The 15,704-nt window shown below is 45.8% G+C and carries 15 protein-coding genes and 1 riboswitch; of the genes, 6 read left to right on the top strand and 9 right to left on the bottom strand.

Annotated features, from left to right (window positions below; translation table 11 throughout):
- Nucleotide 1: 1 nt before the first annotated feature.
- Nucleotides 2-847 (bottom strand): fumarylacetoacetate hydrolase family protein, encoded by an 846-nt coding sequence (locus tag CLV31_RS02940; protein ID WP_111391658.1) that lies wholly within the window; start codon nucleotides 845-847, stop codon nucleotides 2-4.
- 92 nt (nucleotides 848-939) lie between these two features.
- Nucleotides 940-1,036: riboswitch (TPP riboswitch) on the top strand.
- A 142-nt stretch (nucleotides 1,037-1,178) separates the two neighbouring features.
- Here CLV31_RS02940 and CLV31_RS02935 point away from each other — a divergent pair.
- Nucleotides 1,179-3,566 (top strand): TonB-dependent receptor, encoded by a 2,388-nt coding sequence (locus CLV31_RS02935; protein WP_111391385.1) that lies wholly within the window; start codon nucleotides 1,179-1,181, stop codon nucleotides 3,564-3,566.
- 300 nt (nucleotides 3,567-3,866) lie between these two features.
- On the opposite strand, the gene CLV31_RS02930 is transcribed toward CLV31_RS02935, so the two are convergent.
- From CLV31_RS02930 to CLV31_RS02905, 6 genes are all read right to left on the bottom strand, one after another.
- A complete protein-coding gene (locus CLV31_RS02930; protein WP_111391384.1) occupies nucleotides 3,867-4,934 on the bottom strand; it encodes a Fic family protein in 1,068 nt (355 codons plus the stop codon).
- A 465-nt stretch (nucleotides 4,935-5,399) separates the two neighbouring features.
- Entirely contained in the window at nucleotides 5,400-6,032 is a 633-nt protein-coding gene (locus CLV31_RS02925; protein WP_181452557.1) for a YceI family protein, read from the bottom strand.
- Complete coding sequence (locus CLV31_RS02920; RefSeq protein ID WP_111391382.1) at nucleotides 6,025-6,672, bottom strand: dioxygenase family protein; 648 nt, start codon at nucleotides 6,670-6,672, stop codon at nucleotides 6,025-6,027. The genes CLV31_RS02925 and CLV31_RS02920 overlap by 8 nt, the downstream gene beginning before the upstream one ends.
- Before the next feature lie 59 nt (nucleotides 6,673-6,731).
- Nucleotides 6,732-7,568, bottom strand: coding sequence for a LytR/AlgR family response regulator transcription factor (locus CLV31_RS02915; RefSeq protein WP_111391381.1), 837 nt, complete (start codon nucleotides 7,566-7,568; stop codon nucleotides 6,732-6,734).
- A gap of 105 nt (nucleotides 7,569-7,673) precedes the next feature.
- Entirely contained in the window at nucleotides 7,674-8,786 is a 1,113-nt protein-coding gene (locus CLV31_RS02910) for an amidohydrolase family protein (RefSeq protein WP_111391380.1), read from the bottom strand.
- A 94-nt stretch (nucleotides 8,787-8,880) separates the two neighbouring features.
- Entirely contained in the window at nucleotides 8,881-11,433 is a 2,553-nt protein-coding gene (locus CLV31_RS02905) for a M14 metallopeptidase family protein (protein ID WP_111391379.1), read from the bottom strand.
- A gap of 93 nt (nucleotides 11,434-11,526) precedes the next feature.
- On the opposite strand from CLV31_RS02905, the gene CLV31_RS02900 reads away from it, so the two are divergent.
- Genes CLV31_RS02900 through CLV31_RS02890 form a run of 3 tightly spaced genes read left to right on the top strand, consistent with a single transcriptional unit; the run spans nucleotide 11,527 to nucleotide 12,174 of the window.
- Nucleotides 11,527-11,775, top strand: coding sequence for a PLDc N-terminal domain-containing protein (locus CLV31_RS02900; protein WP_111391378.1), 249 nt, complete (start codon nucleotides 11,527-11,529; stop codon nucleotides 11,773-11,775).
- 2 nt (nucleotides 11,776-11,777) lie between these two features.
- On the top strand, nucleotides 11,778-12,005 hold the full coding sequence (locus tag CLV31_RS02895; RefSeq protein WP_111391377.1) for a PLDc N-terminal domain-containing protein: 228 nt from the start codon (nucleotides 11,778-11,780) through the stop codon (nucleotides 12,003-12,005).
- 1 nt (nucleotide 12,006) lies between these two features.
- A complete protein-coding gene (locus tag CLV31_RS02890; RefSeq protein WP_111391376.1) occupies nucleotides 12,007-12,174 on the top strand; it encodes a PLDc N-terminal domain-containing protein in 168 nt (55 codons plus the stop codon).
- On the opposite strand, the gene CLV31_RS02885 is transcribed toward CLV31_RS02890, so the two are convergent.
- The gene (locus CLV31_RS02885; protein ID WP_111391375.1) at nucleotides 12,171-13,067 is read right to left on the bottom strand and encodes a TIGR01777 family oxidoreductase; all 897 of its coding nucleotides are present in this window, start codon (nucleotides 13,065-13,067) and stop codon (nucleotides 12,171-12,173) included. The genes CLV31_RS02890 and CLV31_RS02885 overlap by 4 nt on opposite strands.
- A gap of 156 nt (nucleotides 13,068-13,223) precedes the next feature.
- On the opposite strand from CLV31_RS02885, the gene CLV31_RS02880 reads away from it, so the two are divergent.
- Both CLV31_RS02880 and CLV31_RS02875 read left to right on the top strand, forming a co-directional pair.
- Nucleotides 13,224-14,432, top strand: a complete 1,209-nt coding sequence (locus tag CLV31_RS02880; RefSeq protein ID WP_111391374.1) for a voltage-gated chloride channel family protein — start codon at nucleotides 13,224-13,226, stop codon at nucleotides 14,430-14,432.
- Between the two features lie 2 nt (nucleotides 14,433-14,434).
- The gene (locus tag CLV31_RS02875) at nucleotides 14,435-14,887 is read left to right on the top strand and encodes a GNAT family N-acetyltransferase (protein ID WP_111391373.1); all 453 of its coding nucleotides are present in this window, start codon (nucleotides 14,435-14,437) and stop codon (nucleotides 14,885-14,887) included.
- Here CLV31_RS02875 and CLV31_RS02870 read toward each other — a convergent pair.
- Nucleotides 14,884-15,693, bottom strand: a complete 810-nt coding sequence (locus CLV31_RS02870) for an ion transporter (protein WP_111391372.1) — start codon at nucleotides 15,691-15,693, stop codon at nucleotides 14,884-14,886. The genes CLV31_RS02875 and CLV31_RS02870 overlap by 4 nt on opposite strands.
- Nucleotides 15,694-15,704 lie beyond the last annotated feature (11 nt).

Below are 15,704 nucleotides of genomic sequence, written 5' to 3'. Positions count from 1 at the left end.
ATTAGATCAAGCCAACTTTGTTTTCTAAAGTCCCGATACCATCAATCGTGATTTTCACCAGATCTCCTTTCTGCAAAGTAAAATTATCCGGCACGATGCCTGTACCGGTCATCATCAGGCAACCGATCGGAAACGTATTTGCCCGGAAAAGCCAATCGGCAAGTTCCTGTGGTTTGCGCTTCATTTGTGCCAAAGTCGTCTCGCCCGAAGCTTCGGTTTTTCCATTGCGAAGGATTTCCAATCGGATTTGGGTGGAATCATCCAGCATTTCTTCCTGAATCAAAATGCAAGGTCCAACTGAGGCGCATCCCTGATAGACTTTTGCCTGTGGCAAATAGAGTGGGTTTTCTCCCTCGATGCTTCGGCTGCTCATGTCATTTCCGACGGTGAAGCCCTGCACTTTTCCCGAAGGGGAAATCAAAAGGGTCAACTCCGGCTCGGGCACATCCCAAGTGGAGTCTTTGCGGATATTGACCGTCTCTCCGGGATTGGATACCCGACTGGCAGTGGCTTTGAAGAATAGCTCGGGTCTATCGGCTACATACACTTTGTCATAAAAATCAGCCCCGCCTGCATCTTTGGATTCCTCTATGCGTGCGGTTCGGCTTCGGTAGTACGTCACTCCCGCTGCCCAGATTTCCTGATTACCCATCGGCGCCAAAAGGCCTTCTGACTTCAGTTGCTCGGCCTCTTTTTCGGAAATTTTCTCCCAATGTGCAGCCTCAGACTTGAGCAACTTGGGTAGATGTTCCCGTCCAAGAAGTTGATCCCAATCGAGCTCGGGTCCCAGAAAAATCTCAGTATCAGTTTCTAAAAGCGTTCCAGCGGTCAGTTTGTAAAGGCGCATAAGGTTATGGGTTTGAGGTTTGGATTTGAAGTTATAAAAAAGCGATTGATCAGCAGGCCTTGGAAAAAAACTTTTCGCTCGTACCTTTGCTTCCAGATCATAAGGGGTGCCTTAATACAACGGGCTGAGATCATACCCATACGACCTGATCCGGGTAATGCCGGCGAAGGGAAATGAGAAAGCAGAGTAAGAAGTCTGGAAAACAAGCCGAAGCGGTACCATTCGTGCCTGATTCTGATTTTGTGCTTTGCATGCGGGTAAAACAATCACGGAGAGCCTCCCCTGGGTTTTCTAATGTTTCACTCAAACACCCGAAAGGGGAAAAGTAATCATGAAAAAAATAGTAGTTGGCCTTGTTTTGTACTTGGCCAGTTTGACCGCTTGGGCTCAAAATAGCCTCAGTGGAAAAGTAGTGGATGCCCAAAGCAATTTGCCTTTGGTAGGTGCATCGGTATGGACCGAAACCGCCAATCGAGGTACGGTCACTGATGCAAATGGTCTGTTTACACTCAGCAGATTACCCAATGGGAATGTGGAAATCCGGATTTCCTATTTGGGTTATGAGACAGAAAGAGTCACGGTTTCAGTTCCTTTCTCAGGAGATTTGGAAGTCAGGTTGGAGCCCAAAGATTTCCTCACAGAGGAGTTTATCGTATCGGCAACAAGGGCTTCGGCAAGTACGCCTACGACCTTTTCCAATGTGGATAAGTCCGAAATCGCCAAACGAAATTTGGGACAGGATATTCCCATTTTGCTCAATTTCACACCCTCGGTGGTAAGCTATTCCGATGCCGGTGCAGGCGTGGGCTATACCGGATTGCGGATTCGGGGCTCAGACCAAACCCGCATCAACGCCACGGTCAACGGGATTCCGCTCAATGATGCGGAGTCGCATGGAGTTTTCTGGGTAAACATGCCAGACTTTGCCTCTTCGGTAGAAAATGTCCAAATCCAGCGCGGGGTAGGCACTTCCACCAACGGGGCAGCTACATTTGGCGCCAGCCTAAATTTCCAGACAGACACCAGACGGGATGAAGCCTATGCCGAGTTGGACAATGGTTTCGGGTCGTTTAATACCTGGAGACATACGGTCAAGGCAGGAACTGGCTTGTTGAATAATCGCTTTGCAGTCGATGCCCGACTTTCCAAAATCACATCGGATGGCTATGTGGATCGGGCATTTTCCGATCTGAGCAGCTGGTTTGTTTCCGGAGGATATTATGGAGAAAAAAGCGTGATCAAACTCGTGGCTTTCTCAGGAAAGGAACAAACGTATCAAAGTTGGTATGGCCTTCCTGAGTCAAAGCTCAAGGACGATCGAACCTACAATTTCTACACCTACGACAACGAAACTGACAATTACCAACAGGATCATTACCAGCTGATCTACACCGGAAAAGTAGGCTCTAACTGGAAGACAAACCTCGCACTTCACTACACCTATGGCCGAGGCTATTATGAGCAATTCCGGGAAAATGATCGCTTTTCCCGCTACAATTTACCTGATGTAGTAGTAGGTGATCAGGTAATTTCCAGGTCTGATATTATTCGCCGCCGGTGGCTGGACAATGATTTCTATGGCTTTGTCGGTTCCGTCAATTATGTCTCTACAGATGGAAAGCTGGATTGGATCATCGGAGGCGGGGCCAATCGCTACGATGGCGGGCATTTTGGCGAAATTATCTGGGCTAGATTTGCAGGCAATACCAATATCCGTGATCGCTACTATGACAACAATGCCATCAAAGATGACCGGAATATCTACACTAAAGCCACTTATGAGATTAAACCCGGTTTGAATTTGTTTGGTGACTTGCAGTTGAGAGGGATCAATTATTCCTTTATCGGTGTCAATGATGACTTGCGTATTGTGGATGGGCGAGCCGATTACACCTTTTTCAATCCCAAGTTTGGATTCTCTTACGAAAAAGGAAATCAAACTTGGTATGCGAGCTATGCGGTTGCTAACCGTGAGCCCACCCGGTCGGATTTTACAGACAATCCCATCACCGAAGTGCCTAGACCTGAGCGCTTGAACAACGTGGAAGCTGGTGTTCGTACCAAAGCCGGAAGCTTCAGTTATAACGCCAACTTCTACTACATGGGCTACCGGGATCAACTTATCCTGACTGGGCAAATCAACGATGTGGGTGCCTATATCCGTGAAAACGTAGCCGCTTCCTACCGTGCAGGGATCGAAGTGGATGGAGCGTATCAGCTTTCAGGTTCTTGGACTTTGGGTGGAAATATTGCCCTGAGTCAGAATAAAATCCGTGAGTTTACGGAGTATATCGACGACTACAGCGTGGAGGATTTCCGCCAGGAAACCTTTACCTACACCAATACGGACATTGCTTTTTCTCCCAATGTGGTGGGTTCAGCGATCATCGAGTACAAGCCAAGCAAAAATTTGTCCCTCAACTGGCTGAGTAAGTATGTAGGCCGACAGTTTTTGGACAATACGGCCAATGAAGCAAGATCTCTGGATGCGTTCTTTACCAATGACCTGCGAATCAGCTATGCGGCAGCTCCAAGATTCTTCAAAGGATTGGAGGTCAACCTACTGATCAACAATATCTTCAATGAGCTGTATGAGCCAAACGGATATACGTTCAGTTACTTTGTACCGGGAGGAAATGGTCGTGAACTGGTAACGGAGAACTTCTATTATCCACAGGCAGGGACCAACTTCCTGTTGGGTTTGAGGATGAAGTTTTAAAGGAAAAAAGCCACAGATGCCCGGATAAGCAAAAGATCTGTGCATCTGTGGCAACTCTTCCAGGCTGTCCTGCTTTTCCGAAAGCAGGATTTTTTTATTCAATATTTTCCCACAGATCTTCACGGATTAAAATCACAGATTCTGTTTGCTCCCCATCAAAAAATCAGTGATCATCTGTGTACTTTTCTGTGGAAATCTGTGAGGAAGAAGTAGTTTCAATAGCTTTTTATGATCATCCAACACTGTTTGAGATCTGCGATGATCAGTGAGGTTAATCCTCGCAAATCAGCGGGAAATCCATCATCGACTACTCAACAGCTCAAAGAGCTTTTCATTCACATAATAATTTCCTGTTCCCAGCCTTTCTTTTCGAAGTACTCCATCGGCAGCCAACTGATTCAGATAATTGGCGGCGGTGATCCGGGAGACGCCCAGATCGCGCACGAGAAACTCGATCTTGGTGTAGGGATGTGTGAAGAGATTGTTGAGCAGCTCTTGGGAGTAGAATTTGTAATTATCCCTCAACTGATTTTTCATTTCTGCCATTAGGACTTTCAATTCTTCAATCAGCAGAATGGTCTCCTTGGCGGTATTTTCCACACCTTTGATCATGTAGCTGATCCAGCTTTCCCAATCTCTGTTTTCTCTCACTCCCTGCAACAATCGGTAATAATCCGGTTTGTTTCGGATGATATGACTGCTGAGGTAGAGGATCGGAAGTTTTTGCAGGCCGGTCAAGACCAAATAGAGAATATTCAGAATCCTTCCTGTTCGTCCGTTTCCATCGTAGAATGGGTGGATGCTCTCAAACTGAAAGTGAATAATAGCCATCTTCACCAAGGGATCGTAGTCGCTCAGCTCCGGATCGTTGATAAACTGCTCTAGATTGGTCATCATGCTGAGGATTTCATTTGGATCCTGAGGAGGAAGATAGACTGTTTCTCCGGTTTGGACATTTTTCAAGGCAGTGCCGGGCAGCTTCCGAAACCCCGCATTGTTACCTTCCAAGGTCTCCTGAATCTTCAGGATCGTCTGATTGGTGAGTAGTCCCTGAGTCTGAACCAGTTCAAATCCGCGCTTCATCGCGGCCACGTAGTTTTGTACTTCTTTGACATCCGGAGAGATGCTGACCTCAAAATTCAGATTGGCTTTGTACAAGTCGTCGTGTGTAGTAATGATGTTTTCCACGGAGGAGCTATCCTTTGCTTCCTGGATTCCCAGCGTGTTGAGCAGGATGATTTGATTGGGAATGGATTGGACTATTCCTTTCAATTCTGCCAAAGCTGCATGCGCGGCCGGCAGCTGCTTGAGTATGGATTTGGTTTCCAAATCCTCGGAATAGGGTAAAGGGATCAGCTTCCAAGTCATACTTTGTATAGAAAAGTCAAATTTCTTTACAAAGAAAGATCTTTATGTAAAGAAAACAAGCATTTGCTTTACATATCCTTTGATATTTGTAAAGATTTTTCGATTTTCTTTACAGAGTAAGTGCGTGATGTAAAGCAACTTATCATTTAAGAAAAAAGCCACAGATGCCCGGATAAGCAAAAGATCTGTGCATCTGTGGCAACACTTTCGGGCTGTCCTGCTTTTCCTCCGATGGCTATCGGAGCAGGATTTTTTATTTAAAGCCTTTTTATTGTTCCCGCAGATCTTCGAAAAAAAAGTCGCGGATTTTAAGAGATTTTCTAAAATCTGCAGATATCAGCGAAAGCAATCCGCGAAGATCAGCGGGAAAGAAGTAATTCCAGCTGACCTGAACTTCCCAATCCTGCCTTCAAAAAAGCTGGACTATTCCGTCACAGAGGCCAGGGAATCTTCCTCCAAATCCCTTTACACTGGAATCAATTTTACCCGAAAGAGGATGTCCGGATCCACCAGCGTTTGGTCTACCCACGAGCCGCGATAAGCAATATCCCAGTCAAATCGATTGATCTGAAATTCGCCTTCAAGAATGTTTCCTTTCCGTTGGACAGTAAGCTGTAAGGGTTTGGAGATTTCTTTGATTTTCATCTTCCCCCGAATGTTCCACACATTTTCTCCCACCAGACTACATTCGGTCCACTCAAAAGAAGCGATTGGGAAGTTATCCACATCAAAAAAATCCTCATTTTTCAAGTGTTCGGTCAGATTCTTTCTCGGAATTGGATCGGTTTCAGGAATGTCGGTGACTTGGATAGTCTGCATGTTGACCTGAATCAAGCCCGATTGGGGCATGCCTTTTTCAAAGATGAGGTGTCCATATTCGATGTTTACCACCCCTTCATGGCTTCCCAATCCACGCATTTTGGTTCCTTTCCAATACACCAAGCTTTTTGTGCTGATCGACAGCGAATCCGTAAGATTTTCAAGCCTTGTACTTGCGTTAGAATTGTGGATAAGTTTAGCCTCATCCGATGAAATCTTTTGCTCTTTTCCACACGCTACTATTGATGCCATGAGTAAAAACCAGAGAATTCTATTCATAATCCGGAATATTGAGGCCAAGGACGATGTCACGCTTGATCTGAAAAATCCCATCTTGGTAGATGGGAAGAAAAACTCCGCTACCGCCTCTTTGGGGAAAAGATTGTTTCTTTTCAGGTGTAAGCAAAGGATCATCTTCGAAGAGAAAATCATCTAAATAGTAGGCGGTTTTCCCGGGCTCCTTGACGGTGAGATGAATGTGTTCGGGTTCGCTGCGATCCTGATATGCTGCTGGGCGAAAAGTGTAAAAGGCATAGTTCCCGCTTTCATCCGTTTTGACCCACCCTCTGAGATAGCCGTGTCTTTTTCCCCAACCGGTTTCATTGCCTTTTCGTGGATAAACACCGGTCCGATCAGTATGATAGATGTAAAGGATTACTCCACCAGCTGGAGTCTTGCCGTCCTTTTGATAGACCTTTCCGAAAAGTTTCAATTTGGGATCGCTGAACATAAATCCAGGCAGGGTATCCACCGGGTTCAAATCCCGGTCACCAAATTCAAACACTGCCTCGCAACCTTCGCAGGCACCGCCTATTGGTTTGTCGCTTTTCGAGAACTTTGGACTTTGACCATTGCAACTGATGGATGTAAAACCCAACAGTGTAATAAGTGTCCATGAGAGAAATGCTTTTGTGACCATCGCCTTGAAATTTTTCTTACAAGTTGGTGGAGTATTTTAAGGCTAAAAAAGAGATTGGTTCAACCTGAGTACTTTTCGGCTTGTGAGGAGGACCGGTCTTGTTTCGCTCTAAATCCTGCCACATAGTTTCGGCTCAGTCGAAGGATTTCGCCTGTGCTGAGTAGGACGTCATAATCTCCGTTTAGACGTGATTTTAGTTGCTGAACCTTGTCTAGGTTGACCAACGTGGATTTGTGAATTCGGACAAAAGAGCTTTGATCCAGTTTTTTCTCCAAGGATTTAAGGGTATCCGTATGCAGGTATTTTTTTCCTTCAAGATAGATTTCCACGTAAGGAGTGCTGGCCTGGATATAAGTGATCTCCCGGGTAGAAATTTTTTCAGATTTTCGGCCAGATGTGACCCAAATAAATTCAGTAAAATCCAGAGGTTCTGTGTGTTTCTTTTTTTCTATGGAAATAGGGAGAAGGGAAATAGCCGAATAAACAAAAAGATATTTGTATAGGTCCTGAGAAAGTGTGTAAGTAAGGTTTCGCCAGAAGTGGAAGGTGTGGGACATGAAAATCCACGAAATCAGGTGGATGAGCAGGGCATAAAAAACAATATGAATCACCACCGTGGAAAGGATAAAGAAAGTTCTGTAAGTCCACTTATTCTGTAATAGTCGGGGAGATTTTTGAAAAAAATGTCGGGTTCCTAAAGTAATCGGAACAAAGAGGATCCAAAGAATGCTGAAAAGCAAAGATTCTGAAAAGTAAAAAGAGTAGGATTGGTAGCGGGATTGCAAAAAATCCTGGACGACTGTAACTCCCAAAATCCCAATCAACACCAAAAGAAAGATTTTGGTCTTCTTGATCTTGGACATTTTATGCTCGAATAAGGCTCTTTGGGCATCCATTATTTAATCATAGGGTTTTTGAAAGTTATAAGTTTGCTTGAGTAAATTTCAAAAAAAGAGGCATTCCTTGAAAGAAACGCCTCTTTTATACTCGGTTTTGATGAGTTAGTCCGGAAAAAGTGTCTTATCTAATCCCGGAACGATCCGTAGAGCATTTTTGTAATACACTTTTTTCAAGACTTCGTCAGGTAGGCCCAAGCCATACATGCTCCAGAAGGCGTGGTACTTTTTGTAGTAGGGGAAATACTCGTCCTCGGTCTCCAACACGCGGAAATAGGTGTAAAACTCCTCCTTGTTGTAGGCATCTTTTCCGAAAAGAATGCGATCCTGATACTTGGCAAAAAACTCCTTGGCTCGACGCGGTTGACGGCCCAGCTCGGCGATGATGGCGCCAATTTCATAATTCACGTTCGGATATTTGTCCAAATGAGTTCCTGCGGCATCAAGATCATTAGCCATCCAACCCATGTGGGCATTGATAAAGGTGGTTTTGGGGTGCTTGGCAAATACCCTGTGCTGCTCAGCGATGATCTGATCAAATGGAGCAGGATCCGTATCCGACCTTTTTCTGTTAGGATTGAGCTTCAGTTCCAGCCATCTTTCGTTATTGGCATCCATAGGTTGCCAAAACTGGGCTGGATCGGCAGAGTGGATCAGCACAGGGATACCGAGTTCACCGGCTTTTGCCCACACCGGATCCAAATCTGGATGATCCACCGGGATGCGATTGCCTTTATTGTCTTTGGAGTTTAGACCTAGACTTTTGTAAATCTTGAGTCCAACGGCACCGGCCTTTACATCTTCCTCCAGTTCTTTAACTGCCAAAGCAGTCCAGTTGGGATCGCCAAAACCGTTGAAGTTCAAATTGGTGAAGACCATAAACCTTCCCGGCGCATGGGTTTTAAACTCACTCATCATTCCCCGGATATATTCCTGCTGGGCGTTGCTGTTGCCTTGACCAAATCCCCGTCCGCTCAGGTTGATCATGATGCCCATGTTGAGCTCGTCCATTTCGGAGCGCAGCTGATCGATTTTGGATTTGTTGATTCCTCCCTGATGACTGTGGATGTCAATAAAGGGGAACTTTGCCCGTGTCACCGGGTTTTGAGGGACTTTGAGGGTGGAGGGTGGATTGTATTCTTCAAATCCCATTTCTTGTGCGGTGAGTATTCCTGCAGAAAGAAAAAGGGTTGCGAAAAGGTATAGAGCTTTCTTCATGAGCGATTAAACATACTTATTGAGTAAATGGATTTGAAATTTCCTTGAGCGGAAAAAAAGAAATCCCGGTGGAAAAGCCGGGATTTTAACTGTCTTATCGAGTAGTGCCGCCATCGATCACCTGACCGAAGAAAATGGAGTTCATAAACAGCTTGTTTGTACCAAACCAGAATGCACGGAAGTTCGGATTGTCTGCAAAGCCGATAATTCGGCCCCTGCCTTGACCTGCCACGCGGATGACTGCGCTTTCCTTTACTCCGGGCAGATTGCTTGGGTGAAGGTATCCGGAAGCCAAAGGATTGGCGGTGTACACCAGTGGATTGGCATATGGATTAGCCGAAGGCTCCAGGAAGAAATTGTCATTGCGGAAGGTATAGATTTCCTTTTCAGAATACCCGTAGCCTATCGGGTGGGTAGTATCCAGGTTTGCTTTGAAGATCGCTCCAAAAGTCTGCTTGGATCCGGTGGCATTTTCAAAGTCTGCATAGTTTTTTTGAAGCCCTTTTTCGGCATTGTCCACTGTGCGGAAAGTGAAATTCCCTATTTCATTCTGAGCCAACCAGCGCAAAGCCCCGCCTTTGGCTACCAGCGTATTTCCTTGACTTACCCAGTTTTTAATTGCTGTAGCTCCTGCCTGACCCAGTCTTCCGTAGTTTCCATCTGCCATCAGGATGACATTGTATCGGGAGAGATTTGCACCGGATACAGCGTCGAGAGGAAGCAGGGTTACCGGCATTTTCATTCGTTGATCGAGCAAGTGCCAGATCTCTCCTGCCTCACCACTATCCACTCCGCCATCTACCAAGAGTGCGACGTTTGGCGTTTTCAGAGGAGCCATAAACGTGGATCCCAAATTTGCTCCACCGGTATATCCGGTCGTAAGTGCATGGATATCCACGTGGGATCCTAGAGCGATTTCCCGGAGCTTTGCAAAGAAGGCTTGATTATCCATTCCGCTTTCTCCTTTGTCAATCAAAAGTGTCCCTCTGCCAAAGGTTTTTCCTTCGGCAGTCGAAAACTCCGCATTGGAAACTCTCACCAAAAATCCAGCTTTCAACAACTGGTAAGCCGCTTTTGGAGCATAATAATCCGTCCATTCCAACGCATACTGATAGGCTCCTGCCTCACCGATTACCTTTCCAGGGGCTTGCGCAAAGTTGTTTTTATCGACTTGTGTTACGCTTGCCAAATTCAGGATTCGGCTGTTGAGGGCCATAAAGTCCAAATGAAAAGCCATCGGATAGGTCCATGCAGAAATATCATAGAACAAGCTGTCCTGAAACGTGGTCCTGGTCTCAAACATTGCCTTGATCAAACGGTATTGGGGCTGATCGGCAGGCACGATGTAGGAACTTTCTTTTTTGAATTGCTTTCCATTCACCGTGATGTCCTCTTTCAAGGCAAACACCTTGATGTCGTGCTGAAGAATCAGGTCTGCCAGGTGAAAGCTTCGGGCGTCATCCTCTTTAGCTCCGAAAATATAGGCTTTGTTGACATCCGCAGTGGTTTCGTTTTTGATTTCGGTGTAGAAATCTTTCATCCATTGATTGAGCTCCACCCGCATTTCCTTCGCTGCTTGATAGGAGGAAAGATTGGCGGTAAACTGATTTCTGATCGTGAATGGGAAGCTCAGCATGCCGTTGGCGCTTTCCTGCAAATGGCCTCTGGAGCTGGCCTGCTCAAACAAAATCCCGATTGATCCCTGCACATCCGGATAGGTGGAGCCTTTTCCGTAGTAGAAATCATCGTAATTCTCCTGATTGTAATAGAGGGATCCGATTTGGTCGAGTGCCTTGGCATGATAGGTGCCGATTTTCTCCGTGAGCTCAAAATTTTTCTTCGGAGTCAAAGGGTGGACTCTCGAGGGAACTCCCGGCTGAAAGAAGAAGGTACTGTTGGTGCCCATTTCGTGAAAGTCCAAATGAATGTTGGGGAGCCAGCTTTGGAAGACTTTCACCCGGTTTCTGGACTCCGGATGCTGTACAGGCAGCCAGTCACGGTTGAGGTCAAACCAATAATGATTGGTCCTTCCTCTAGGCCAGGCCTCGTTGAGTTCGCGCTGTGCAGGGTCTCCGTTCATCACATAAGCTTTGTGGGAATTGACCCAAGAAGCAAATCGATTCAGCCCGTCGGGATTGATGGCAGGATCTAGAAGCAGCACGATATTTTCCAGATCGGCGGCGATTTCATTGGCTGCGGCAAAGTGATACGCCGCCAGCAAAGAAGCATTGGCTCCACTGGGTTCATTGCCATGGACCGAATAGCCCATAAACATGACCACAGGCATATTTTGGATATTCACTGCGGAACCGGGCTCGCGGAGTTTGGCTCGCTCTGCTTTGATTTGATCCAGCTTACCCAAGTTGGAAGGAGAAGTGATGGTTAAGAGCGTCTGAGGACGCTTCTCGTAAGATCTTCCGGTTTCTTCAAATTTTACCCGATCCGATGCCGCTGCAACAGCTTTCATATACATGACCAACTGATCATGCGTCACGTGCCATTCCCCAACTTCATAGCCCAACACCTGCTTGGGAGTGGGGACGGATGGATTGTAGGTGTAGCCTTTGGGCAGATAATAGCTTAGGTCTTGGGCCCAGCTAAGGTTGGCAAGAAGTGCCAAAAGAAAGACAAAGGAAAATCGTCTCATAGGGTGGTTTGGTAAACTTTCGACTAAATTCTTGTTTAAAACTTTAGAAAAAAGCTATTTTAGATCGGTGGTAAAAATAATAGAAGAAGCAATATGGATTTGATAATTCCAGGATACGGATTGATCCTCTGGCAACTTTCGGGCCTGATTTATCTGGCTTTTTGGGTTTATGCCTTGGTTGATTGTGTGAAAAGTGAGTTTCGAGGACCTAATCAAAAACTCATTTGGCTGATTCTTATTTTGTTTGCTCCCATTATCGGAACTTTTCTTTACCTCAGCATGAATAGAAGAACGAAAGAAAAGCGAAGATTCCAACCTGATTTTAACTCGAAAAGACCGTAATCATGATGTTAAGTTTTGTTCAAAACATGGGAGGAGGATTTTTGCTGATCATCCTCTTATTTTCTTTGGCCTATTTTATTCTCTGGGTGTATTGCCTGGTAGATGTGATCCGGTCTGACTTCAAAGATCAGAACATGAAGGTCATCTGGATTATTGTGATTTTGTTTGGACAGGTGATTGGTCCAATCGTCTATTTGATGTTGGGTAAAAGCACCAAAGCCTCTTATTGATATGTGGAAAGTTTTAGGATTTCTGGTTTATGCCTACACCATTTATGATGTGGTGACGAGTCGGTTTGCCAATCAAAACGACAAATTGATCTGGATATTGATTGTCTTGCTGTTGCCTTTTTTGGGGACAATTCTATGGTTTGTGATTGGGAGGGGTAAGCGGGTTTAAGATTTTCTGGAAAAGACATCTTTAAGCGCCCCCTTTAACTCCGGAAATTCAAACTCAAAACCTGCTTTTTGGATTTTTTGGCTGGAAACCCGATTTCCGCCCAAGACCATGGCAGCCATCTCGCCCAATACCAACTTCAAAGCAAACCCTGGCACGCCGATTCCTATGTACGGTTTTCCTTTTGCCGCAGCGGCTTCTTTGGTCAACTGCTGATTGGTGGCCGGATTGGGACCTACCGCATTGTACACACCTTGTAGGGTAGTTTTTTCCAAAGCATATACAAACATTCTGGCCAGGTCCTCGATGTGGATCCAACTCATCCACTGATCACCGGAACCCAGGGGCGCAGCTACTGGCGGCTTGAGCATTTCTCCCAAAGCCCCGCCTTCCGCATCCAATACGATTCCGATTCGAAACAGCACGGTTCGGAGATGAAGGGCCTCCATTTTTTTTACCTCATTTTCCCAGGCAATGACTACCTGAGCCAAAAAATCTCCCCCCGGCATACTGTTTTCATCCACCAAGTTGGTGCCGGTGTTGAATCCATAGTATCCTACTGCAGATGCGGATATACAAGTGCTTGGCTTTTTTGCTGACTTTTCGATGGCCGAAAAAAGCAATTGGGTACTGTGAGTTCTGGAATCCAGAATGAGGTTTTTTCGATCGGGCGTCCAGCGTTTTTCGGCTACGCCCGCACCGGCCAAATGAATGATGGCGTCTGCCCAATCCATGGCTTCCGGGTCGATTTCCTGTTTTTCCACATCCCATAAAAAGGATTTCCTGCCTTGCCGACTTCTGCTAAGCCAAGCTACCTCATATCCTTTCTTTTCCAGAAGTTTGGTGATTCGCTGACCTACTAGCCCGGAACCGCCGGAGATCAAAATGTTTTTCATGGGTATTTTTTTACTAAAACCCGAATATTCGGTTTTGGTTGGCTTGTACGGATTTGAGACAATCGACCGATCAGTTGGGTTTGGGTTTATATTCTGATTTAGTTTCGGTTATTTTGGCCTAATCTTACTAATTAGGAACACTAATCCTATTTCTCTTTGATTCCTTTTCTGAGATACCTATTCATTTGGCTGGGTTTGGGCACTTTGGTCGGTATTTTGGCAGGATCGGCTTCTGCCGGATTTCTTGCCTTGCTTGATTGGGCGACCCAAACCCGCGATGCTCATCTCTGGCTTTTGGCCTTTTTGCCACTAGCCGGATTGGGTATCGGGTATGTCTATCACCATTATGGGGCCAATTCGGTGAAAGGAAATAATTTGCTGCTGGAAGAACTGTACCGAAGCAATAATCCGATTCCGCTTCGGATGACTCCTTTGGTGCTTTTTGGGACTATTTTTACCCATCTTTTTGGAGGTTCGGCAGGACGGGAAGGTACCGCTGTCCAAATGGGTGGATCCCTTGCCGATCAGCTGACGAAGTGGTTTTCTTTGGATGCGGAGCAAAGAAGGATTATTCTAATCTGTGGGGTGGCAGGAGGTTTTGCCTCAGTATTTGGAACTCCCTTGGCGGGAGCGATTTTTTCATTGGAGTGGATGCTCAACCGGAAATTCCGACCCAAATCTGTTTTTCCGGCTTTTTGCGCGGCATTTGTCGCGCATTGGATATGTGAATTGGGATGGGGAATCGGTCATACAGCTTATTCCATTCCCGAAATTGCCCCACATACCTTGACCAACCTGTTGTGGATTATTCCGGCTGGAATTGCTTTTGGTTTGGCGGCAAGACTGTTTGCCGAGACTGGGCATGGAGTGGGTGAAGTATTTAAAAAACACATTGCGTATCCCCCGTTTCGACCGGTAATTGGGGGGATTTTGGTCGTCTTGTTGGTCTATTTCACAGATGCTTACACTTACATCGGCCTGGGAGTTCCCCGGATTGTGGAGGCATTTGAAGAGCCTTTGCCTTGGTATGATTTTTTGGCAAAAACCGGATTGACCGGCTTGACTTTAGGTTCGGGTTTTAAAGGGGGGGAAGTGACTCCGCTTTTTTTTACGGGAGCAACACTTGGAAATGCGCTATCAGCTTGGATTCCACTTCCATTGGCTTTGCTGGCAGGATGTGGATTTGTGGGCGTTTTTTCCGGAGCTACTAACACGCCGATGGCTTGTACCGTGATGGGCATGGAGCTTTTTGGCTTTGAGGCCGGGATTTATTTGGGTTTGGCGTGTTTGGTTTCTTTTATTTTCAGCGGAAAGGGAAGTATCTATTCAGCTCAGCAGATTGGGTGGAAATCTAGGCTTCCTTAATCATGCTTCTTGATAATTTTTCCATTCAGTCTTATCAGCCTTTCCATAGGGAGCAACTATTAATGGTTTGGGAGCGCTCGGTGAGAGCCACGCATCAATTTCTGGATGAAGACGATTTCGAGAAGATCAAGTTGCTGGTTCAGGGTATCGATTTCACCCAATTGGAAGTCTTTTGCTTAATGGGGGGAACCAAGGTCTATGGATTTCTGGGAGTTGCAGAACGCAAGCTTGAAATGTTGTTTTTAGATCCAGATTTGTTCGGGAATGGATATGGCAAGCAAATGCTTGACTTTGCTATTTATCGATTACGATGTGAAACAGTAGATGTCAACGAGCAAAATGAAAGTGCCAGAAGATTTTATGAAAAGGCAGGATTCGTGGTGATTGGCAGATCAGAAACAGATGGTGAAGGAATGCCCTATCCCATTTTGAACATGCAGTTTAAGGAACTTTAATTGATTTCATTCCCGCATTTACGGCAGAATTTGTCCCCTTCTTCTATTCGCTCAAACCCGCAAAATGTACAGCTTTTGAGCTTTTCGAAGTGTTCTGGACGCTTTCTTCGGGCCATTTCCGAACTCACAATCCCTGTGGGTACGGCGATAATTGCGTAGCCTAGGAGCATGATCAAGGATGCCATCAACTGCCCGAGTGGAGTGACCGGAGTAATATCCCCAAAACCCACCGTAGTCAAGGTCACGATAGCCCAATACATGGCCACTGGAATGCTGGTAAACCCACTTGATGGTCCCTCTATCACAAACATCAGCGTACCCATCACCAACACAATCGTCAAAACGGTGAAGAGGAAAAGTTGGATTTTGGTAGCCGAGGCCTTAAGAGATTCCCGGAGGAAATCTGCCTCAGCCAAGTATCTGCCCAATTTCATAATGCGGATCACCCGAAGAAGCCGTAAGGCCCGGATGACAGACAGAAGTTGGGTATTGGCGATGAAAAAGCTCAGGTAAACCGGTAAAATCGCCAGCAGGTCAATGATGCCATAGAAGCTTGTGACATATTTCAAAGTTCGGCTGGTCAGCCACACCCGAAGAATATATTCAATGGTAAAAAGGAAGGTAAAGCCAAGTTCCAGCAAGTAAAACCACCTCCCGTAAGCTTCATGCAGGCTCTGGACCGAATCCAGAACGGCGACGATGATGGATCCAAAAATAATGGCAAGAAGAGCGATGTCAAAAGTTTTGGACGCCGGATCATTGGATTCGAAAACCACATGGGCTAGGTATTTTTTGCTCAGCTTCATGTCGGAAATTA

The sequence above is a fragment of the Algoriphagus aquaeductus genome (genome assembly GCF_003253485.1).
Taxonomy (GTDB): Bacteria; Bacteroidota; Bacteroidia; order Cytophagales; family Cyclobacteriaceae; genus Algoriphagus; species Algoriphagus aquaeductus.
Note: the sequence above shows the minus strand (reverse complement) of the source record. Positions and strands in the feature narration are given on the sequence as shown.

Excerpts from the sequence above, each read along its gene's own strand:
- CLV31_RS02940 (WP_111391658.1), bottom strand. The coding sequence starts at position 847 with ATGCGCCTTTACAAACTGACCGCTGGAACGCTTTTAGAAACTGATACT.
- CLV31_RS02935 (WP_111391385.1), top strand. The coding sequence starts at position 1,179 with ATGAAAAAAATAGTAGTTGGCCTTGTTTTGTACTTGGCCAGTTTGACC.
- CLV31_RS02930 (WP_111391384.1), bottom strand. The coding sequence starts at position 4,934 with ATGACTTGGAAGCTGATCCCTTTACCCTATTCCGAGGATTTGGAAACC.
- CLV31_RS02925 (WP_181452557.1), bottom strand. The coding sequence starts at position 6,032 with ATGAATAGAATTCTCTGGTTTTTACTCATGGCATCAATAGTAGCGTGT.
- CLV31_RS02920 (WP_111391382.1), bottom strand. The coding sequence starts at position 6,672 with ATGGTCACAAAAGCATTTCTCTCATGGACACTTATTACACTGTTGGGT.
- CLV31_RS02915 (WP_111391381.1), bottom strand. The coding sequence starts at position 7,568 with ATGGATGCCCAAAGAGCCTTATTCGAGCATAAAATGTCCAAGATCAAG.
- CLV31_RS02910 (WP_111391380.1), bottom strand. The coding sequence starts at position 8,786 with ATGAAGAAAGCTCTATACCTTTTCGCAACCCTTTTTCTTTCTGCAGGA.
- CLV31_RS02905 (WP_111391379.1), bottom strand. The coding sequence starts at position 11,433 with ATGAGACGATTTTCCTTTGTCTTTCTTTTGGCACTTCTTGCCAACCTT.
- CLV31_RS02900 (WP_111391378.1), top strand. The coding sequence starts at position 11,527 with ATGGATTTGATAATTCCAGGATACGGATTGATCCTCTGGCAACTTTCG.
- CLV31_RS02895 (WP_111391377.1), top strand. The coding sequence starts at position 11,778 with ATGATGTTAAGTTTTGTTCAAAACATGGGAGGAGGATTTTTGCTGATC.
- CLV31_RS02890 (WP_111391376.1), top strand. The coding sequence starts at position 12,007 with ATGTGGAAAGTTTTAGGATTTCTGGTTTATGCCTACACCATTTATGAT.
- CLV31_RS02885 (WP_111391375.1), bottom strand. The coding sequence starts at position 13,067 with ATGAAAAACATTTTGATCTCCGGCGGTTCCGGGCTAGTAGGTCAGCGA.
- CLV31_RS02875 (WP_111391373.1), top strand. The coding sequence starts at position 14,435 with ATGCTTCTTGATAATTTTTCCATTCAGTCTTATCAGCCTTTCCATAGG.
- CLV31_RS02870 (WP_111391372.1), bottom strand. The coding sequence starts at position 15,693 with ATGAAGCTGAGCAAAAAATACCTAGCCCATGTGGTTTTCGAATCCAAT.